Source organism: Endozoicomonas sp. YOMI1 (assembly GCF_024606345.1).
In the GTDB taxonomy this organism is placed as follows: Bacteria; Pseudomonadota; Gammaproteobacteria; order Pseudomonadales; family Endozoicomonadaceae; genus Endozoicomonas.
The window spans coordinates 1-6,952 of sequence record NZ_JAHHPM010000059.1; the positions used below are offsets into that span (position 1 = coordinate 1).

5 protein-coding genes are annotated in these 6,952 nt (G+C 46.3%); 2 read left to right on the forward strand and 3 right to left on the reverse strand.

Going from position 1 to position 6,952, the window contains the following annotated elements; all coding sequences use genetic code 11:
- Positions 1-53 precede the first annotated feature (53 nt).
- Positions 54-1,514 carry a tyrosine-protein phosphatase gene (locus KDK15_RS02300; protein ID WP_257293752.1) on the reverse strand — a complete coding sequence of 487 codons (1,461 nt, stop codon included), beginning with the start codon at positions 1,512-1,514 and terminating at the stop codon, positions 54-56.
- Between the two features lie 158 nt (positions 1,515-1,672).
- Between KDK15_RS02300 and KDK15_RS02305 the strand changes: the two genes are divergently transcribed.
- Positions 1,673-2,290: a hypothetical protein gene (locus KDK15_RS02305; protein ID WP_257293753.1), complete on the forward strand. Its 618-nt coding sequence runs from the start codon at positions 1,673-1,675 to the stop codon at positions 2,288-2,290.
- A 1,005-nt stretch (positions 2,291-3,295) separates the two neighbouring features.
- Positions 3,296-5,782, forward strand: coding sequence for a WD40 repeat domain-containing protein (locus KDK15_RS02310; protein WP_257293754.1), 2,487 nt, complete (start codon positions 3,296-3,298; stop codon positions 5,780-5,782).
- A 243-nt stretch (positions 5,783-6,025) separates the two neighbouring features.
- On the opposite strand, the gene KDK15_RS02315 is transcribed toward KDK15_RS02310, so the two are convergent.
- Together KDK15_RS02315 and KDK15_RS02320 are read right to left on the reverse strand one after the other, a co-directional pair.
- Entirely contained in the window at positions 6,026-6,178 is a 153-nt protein-coding gene (locus KDK15_RS02315; RefSeq protein ID WP_257293755.1) for a hypothetical protein, read from the reverse strand.
- Positions 6,150-6,677, reverse strand: a complete 528-nt coding sequence (locus KDK15_RS02320) for a lipocalin family protein (protein WP_257293756.1) — start codon at positions 6,675-6,677, stop codon at positions 6,150-6,152. Before KDK15_RS02320 ends, KDK15_RS02315 begins: the two co-directional genes overlap by 29 nt.
- Positions 6,678-6,952 lie beyond the last annotated feature (275 nt).

The following is a 6,952-nucleotide window of genomic DNA, read 5'->3' on the forward strand; positions in this document are numbered from 1 at the left end:
CCCATCTGCAGGATGGCGACATCCTGTTAGGTGATGCGAATTTTGAGAACTACTTATATCCGGGGAATAATGTTCTCTCCCCTGCTCCGCTGATCCTGCCATGTATGAACGGTATCCATGATAAATTTGATCTGACTTTCTGATTGGACAAAGGCGGGTCCGCGGTCTTCTCTTCCTTGTTGAATAGCTTTGAATACTGCTTGATCCAGTTCCTTCTTATTTTTATATTTTCCGGACAGTATGTCCTGGTACATTTCATTTAACACAATAAGCGTTCCGGTTCTGCCAACGCCTGCCATGCAGTGCACCATTGTGTTGCCTGAATAGACTTTTTCTTTCTTCTGATGAGTGCGCAGTGCTTCTATAAACTTGAGCAGAGAGTCTTTACCGTTTTTTCCATTGGGGACTCCGTGATCCGGCCAGCCAGTATAATGATATCTTCTTAGCTGGCGGGTTTCGCCACTACGGGGATCGGTAACCAGATATATTGTTTTTGTATACCCATCTTTTTGTAGTTTTGAATGGAATTTCACTTTAATCCCATTATCAAAGTTGATTTCTTTTTTGTCTTTGTTGTCTTTGTTGTCTTTGGCTCCGGTTGGGTAATACGAATCAATAGCTCCTCCTTTCCCTAGCCCGAGCTTGTCATTTTCTCCGGTCAGATCACAAATAACACTGCACTTTGAGTCGAGAGCTGCTCGCCAGATGTCGCCTCCACATTCTAGTTTAGGTGCCTGGATGGCGACATACTTGGTATTGGTCAACTCGATTTGATTGGCGGGAATATAATTACCATCAATTTTTAAGGCCGTTTCTTTCGGTAAAGGTACATTTCCTATTTTCTCATCGCTGAAGCCAAATCTTTTCCATCTTGCATTGGTAATATGGTCACCTTTTATGGCCTCCAAACTATCATTACGCATTTGATGATGTGCGCCTACATAATTTTTCTCGTTAATTAATTTAGTAACTGTTGCTGATAAAGGGGAAGTTGTTTTATCCCGGGGAAAATCTACATCATCGTATATGGAGTCCAGTGACTCCGTACTGCCAGAAAAATTGCTGTTGTAACCACTATCGAGACTGGACGTTGACCCCCAGTTAGAATGCAATGTATTGGATGGATTTCTGCTTTTAGCGCCAGGACTGGTTGTTGAATCCTTGTCCGGGGGCTGAGTACTATCGCTATCAGCAACGTGTGCTATGAGGAGGCGAATATCGTTCATGTTGACGAATTCTTCCGACGATGCTTTATGGGCCTCAATGAGCTTTTTTGCTAATGCTGGTGAGACTTTCCGATCCTTTAAACCCAGGGTTTTTACCGCTAAATCAGAACCTGGCACAGGCTTTTTCTGTTCGGCTTCAGAGCTGAGCCTTGGTCTTATAGCGGTAAACTTGATTTCCTTACCATTGCTTTGAGCCACCAGTACATCGTTTTCAGAATTTTCATTGGATGCTAACTTATTGATTTGATTGATTTGTGATGGAGTAAGTGAACCTAATCCGTTGCTCATAATAATCTTCCGTGATCTTTAAATGATCTGAAAATTATAGCACCGTGCTGGTTAGCAATTTTGATTGGAAAATGAACAGGTGCTCATGGAGAACCTTGCCGGGAACAATCGGCAATAAACCCGGTCCGATGAACTGGGAAAGCAGGAGTTATCGGACCATGAATACTGTAAGTAATTACCAACCCCGACCCCAGGCCATCAGGCGAAACAATGTTCAGCGCTGTCAATCCTGTAAGGAAGAACGTGACAATTTGCAGCAGAAGGTCTGGCTGGCATACAGCTCAGCAACGTGTATCGGATGCTCTATGTGTGGATTGGTGTGCGGTTGCAGCAACACGGAGACTCTTTTAACGGGTTTGGCCTGTACCGGGTGTTGTCAATCACTATGCTGGAATATAGCCGGAGCTGGCATTGACAAGTGCCTGAAAGAACGAAAGTGTTGTCATTTTGATAATTTGCCGTATCAGCCTGATGCTGGCGAGAGCGATGGTTCTGGCGCTAGTGATAGTGAAACTGATGCCAGAGAAAAGCTTATAGCAGACATCTTTCCACCTGCACAATTTCGGTTGATCACTGTACAGCCAGATTCAAACTCTGTCCGGAACCGTGCTGCTCAGGGCTGCCTTACTTCACCCCACCATTCAGTCATGGAGGATAATGGTGACAGCAATGGAGCCGACGCTGTCAAGAATACAACAGACGACTTTGTTGCTGTGGACATAATAGAAGATTTTCTCAGCGGATGCGGTACACAAACCAGGAAGAAAGTTAAGTGATACCCTTCTGGCAAACTGGAGTTATCGAGCCATGAATACTGTAAGCAATTACCAACCCCGACCGCTGTCCCTGGGAAGAAATAATTTTCAGCGCTGTGAAATCTGTGAGAAAGAGCGTGACGATTTGCAGCAGACGTTCTGTATGGCATACAGCACAGTCGTGTGCATGACAGGATGCTGTATCCTGGGATATGTGACTCCCCTCCCGAAGTGTTGTTTAGGTAGTGCGGCTTTAACTGGCAGTTGTGCATTACGTTGCTGGAGCATAGCCGGAAGTACAGTTGACAAGTGTCTGAAAGATCGGGAGTGTTGTCATCTTGATAATTTGCCGTATCAGTCTGATTCTGGCGAGAGCGATTATTTTGGCGCTAGTGAAATTGATGACAGGAAAGAGCTTTTAGTTGACGTCTATCCGCCTACACAGTTCCGGGTGATTAATCCACAGCCAGGCACAAACTCTGTCCGAAAACGCGCTGTTCCTGGCGGCCTTACTTCACCTCACCATTCATTCAGGCAGGACAACGCTAACCGTGATGTGCCCGCCAACGCTGTTAGGAAAACAAAAGCCAACTTTGTTTTACCGGACATGTTAAAAGAACTTCACAGCAGTTTCGGTACACAAAACAGGAACGATAAGTGACATCCTTCTGGCAAACTCAAGTCATAGGTTCTGTGAGGCCGGTGAATTTTCCAACCGTTTATTTCATTTCGCACAGGACCGTCAGGGAGACTTTCGCTATTACAGAAAACCTTGATTGATCAGTTTGTCATTGGAACAGGCTGCATCAATCAATGTGCAATGCCCTGAGTGGACCTCATTCCAGTGACTTTATGACCCTGAACTAAAAAAATCCCTAAGGGCAGGAACTTTTGTCAAGTTGACTGATCTACAGCTCAGATACTGGATGGTCAGATAATCAATAAAAAGCAATCAAATAACCATAGAGTACTACTAATCCATTGCCGTATAAATTCAATCTTTGTGTCAATATGATAGGAGTTATCATGCAACCGATAGCGTCAGGCAGTACAGCCGCAAGCAGAATGGAAACTGATGAACGGCAGTCATTTAATGATCTGGAACCACCGCATAAATCAGTGGCTGCACATAACAAAAAAATCTCAGAAATACCTGATCCAGAGCAGATCGAATCCCTGGAACGGCTGAAATTGGATTCAACACCCGAATGGACGGTTATCACCACTATCGATGAGCGTAAGATTACCGGACTGAATATTTCCATGATGCCACAGTCGTCAGACCCTGGTTTAGCCGAAGCATCGCAACAGCATGAACAGCGGAATATACCGTGCGATAGTAGCAGCGAGCCTGAATCAGCAGGTAATATCACGGTGCCATCGGGTGACGCTTCAGCAAATAGTGGTAATACACTTACTTCACTGAACAGGCCATCAACGGACGACTCAGACACTGAATCATCAACAGACGATTCAGACACCGAATCATCAACAGACGATTCAGACACCGAATCTGCCTTCCGGAAAGCATTTACAGCAGAGGTTTCCGGCGCTGCTGCAAATAGCGACGCGCCAGTTCCAGTTAATGATGAACAGTTACAGGGTGTTGCCCTTATTAACAGTCAATCGGGCAAAATTGATTCAATGAAGGCTGAGATTTTCCAATGCAAGGCCAATTATCTGGAACTCAAACAGGCGATCAACTTCGGTCGTTATATCCGCGATGCCAAGTTCAGCCCCTCGGGTAAGAATCTGGCTATCTGTGGTTACGACAGAAAGGACGATCGTGTTCAGGGCATCTGGCGACAAACTGCCGATGGCAGCTGGTCGCAGAATGGGAAGGTCAGGAGGGATACCTTTCGTTTCGAGTTCAACCAGTCGGAAAATACACTCCTGAGCTCCAGCCACGATGGCAGTGTCACGGTGAGTAAGCTGAACAGCGATGGCTTTTGGGAAGAGGCGGTGGTGCTTGAGCACAGCCCCTCCATTAAAGGCGAAGACTTTCTGCCGGTTAAAGCAGGCTTTAGCCCCCGGCAGGACAAGATTATGACTTACGACCCACAGACCGGCAAAATCAAGATACTGCGGGAGGATAGCAATGGTCGGTGGACTCTGCTAAACCAAGCTAAAGAGATCAGTCACCGTCGGCAATGGAGGTCACAGCAGCCGCCCTTCAAAGCCACGGACCATTATTTACTGACTTACCGGGGTTCAACAGCGACCGTCTGGGAATTTAATGATGACAGCAACAGCCTGGAGGAGAAAAAGGTCATTGAGTGCAGTAGAAAGATTTTGAGTGCCCAGATGAGTGATGATGAGGAGTATGCTGCGCTCTTCGGTGGTAACCAGGTCATCTTTCTGGGTTGTGATGTCGATGGCGATTGGTCGCAGATCGGGGAGGTCCTTCATACTGAATGCTTTTTAAAGGACTCCAACAAGCATGGCACCGGCCTTGTTTGCGAAGCGTCCTTCAATGCCTCCAGGCAATATGCACTGAGTCTTGATTCAAATAATAAAGCGATAATCTCTGGTTATGACGAAAACGGTTCCTGGGTAGTAAAAACTGAAATTCAGGATTGCGCAAAGGCCAGATTCAGCTCCTCCGGGCGTAAATTACTGGTCCATCTCTTTAAACCTCAGGACTGCAACAATACTGATGACCAGCTGGATACAGGTCAGACCCCGGAGCAAAGCGGCGATCGCGAAGGCTTCATAAGACGGAACTATGGCAACTTTAAACTCTGGGACTGCAGCAGTGCTGGTGATCCGCTGGATAAAGCTCAGACCCTTGAGCACAGTGGCAGTGACCATGCCATCTTCAGCCCCTCAGAGAATTTTCTTCTGAGCTATGGTTTTGAATCGAATTTCGCCTGCATTTGGGGGTATGACGAGGAAGGCAATCTGGTTCAGAAAGCAAAGCTATGCCATCAGGTGAGGATTAACGATGCTGCCTTCAACGCTCAGGATGACAGTGTGCTGACCCGGGGTGATGGCCAGGTGGTAAAAATTCATGGCCTCGATAGCCAGGGCAAATGGCAGGAACAGTTGTTGGTTCAACATCAAAGAAATGTTTGCGATGCCCAGTTTTCCTCTTCAGGGCACCTCGCCTATACCGTTAGCCTTGGCGGAACCGCCTGTATTTTGGGGCGCGACAATCATGACAAGTGGATGAAACAGGCGATGACAAACGTTGTTGATGGCTACTCCATTGCAGGTGCCCATTTTAATGGATTGGAAAACCATTTTCTGACCTATGGCAACAAAATTAACAAGAAGGACAAACACCAGCCAGGCCTTGTGCAGCTCTGGGGCATTGGTGATGATGGCAAATGGGCAGAAATAGAGCAGATAAAACTGGATTATCCCGTTAAATTAGCCAAATTTAGCCCTGATAGTGTTCATTTATTGATCCAATGTAACGATGATAGACGGGGAACTTTTCTTTCAAAAAATGGAATTGCGTTACTCTGGAAGATTCCTGCCAGACCGGGGCAGGAAACAGCTCACACTTGAGGCCCTTGCAGGACAAAATCATGTCCTACGATCCACAGACCGGCAAAATCAACGTATTGCGCCAGGATAGCGACGGCCAGTAGACACCGCTAACCCAGCCTGAAGAGATACTTCATTATAAGCAACCCGGGCCACAACAACCGCCTTTTAAGGCCACGAACGATTATTTACTGACTTACCAGGGCACAACAGCGACCATATGGGGCTGTAGTGGTGCGAACAACTGCTTGGAGGAGAAAAAGGTCATTCAGTGCGAAATGGCGCTGCTTCAGTACGCCTTTCTCTTTTATGGCCTGCCAGGTCAGCAACCTGATCACCACTGGTATGGAAACCGGCAGCCTCCAGCAGAGCCTTGAGCCCGGTAAAGCTATTGAACAGGACTGCTCTGATCAACAAAGATCAATTGCTCAGTAGCAAACCCAAGTGCTTTGGCTTTGTTGATAAAGTCCGACTTAACCTGATCACTGACGGTAGGCGTTCTGGCCAGCAGCCAGAGATAGTCTTTGTCATTCCCTGAGATAAAGGCGTATTCATAGCCTTTCTGATCAAGCTCAAAAATAATGTAGGAGCCGTAGAAGGGACCAAAAAAAGAGACTTTCAGATACCCCTCGTTAGATTCTCTGACAAATTTTGCCTTGCCTTCGGCCTGCTTACGTTCACTTGCCTCAGCAGAGTAACCTGAGTTGATGACCCGAAGACTGCCATCAGGATTGCCTGAGTATTCTGCAGTGATGTGAGAAAGACCTCGTTCAAAGCGGTGATCCAACCGAGCTATCTCATACCACTTGCCAAAATAGCGATTTACCTCAAAAGGCGTTACCGGAGTAACGCCTTCCGGTATTCCTGTACAGCCAGTAAGCAGTGCTAACAGGGACAGAATTTTAATCGTTCTCAAAGCGTTGAATCCTTCTTTCAATGCATCCCATAGACGTAAACGGGTATGACAAAGTTTCTGCACATTTCGGTCTATGGCTGGAGGAATACAACCATCATTTTGCGGTACAGGCTACTTTACCTGAGAGGGCTTAAAACCAAAACAGATTTGATGTATTGACTAATAAAACATTTAATTTCTATAAATTACAGAGAGTTATCGATCGCTGGGTGCTGTTTGCGTAACCATTCGCTAAATCCATTATTCAAGCATCAATAGCCCTGTTCAGCTATCCT

Coding starts and splice junctions, on each gene's coding strand:
- KDK15_RS02300 (WP_257293752.1), bottom strand. CDS start 1,514: ATGAGCAACGGATTAGGTTCACTTACTCCATCACAAATCAATCAAATC.
- KDK15_RS02305 (WP_257293753.1), top strand. CDS start 1,673: ATGAATACTGTAAGTAATTACCAACCCCGACCCCAGGCCATCAGGCGA.
- KDK15_RS02310 (WP_257293754.1), top strand. CDS start 3,296: ATGCAACCGATAGCGTCAGGCAGTACAGCCGCAAGCAGAATGGAAACT.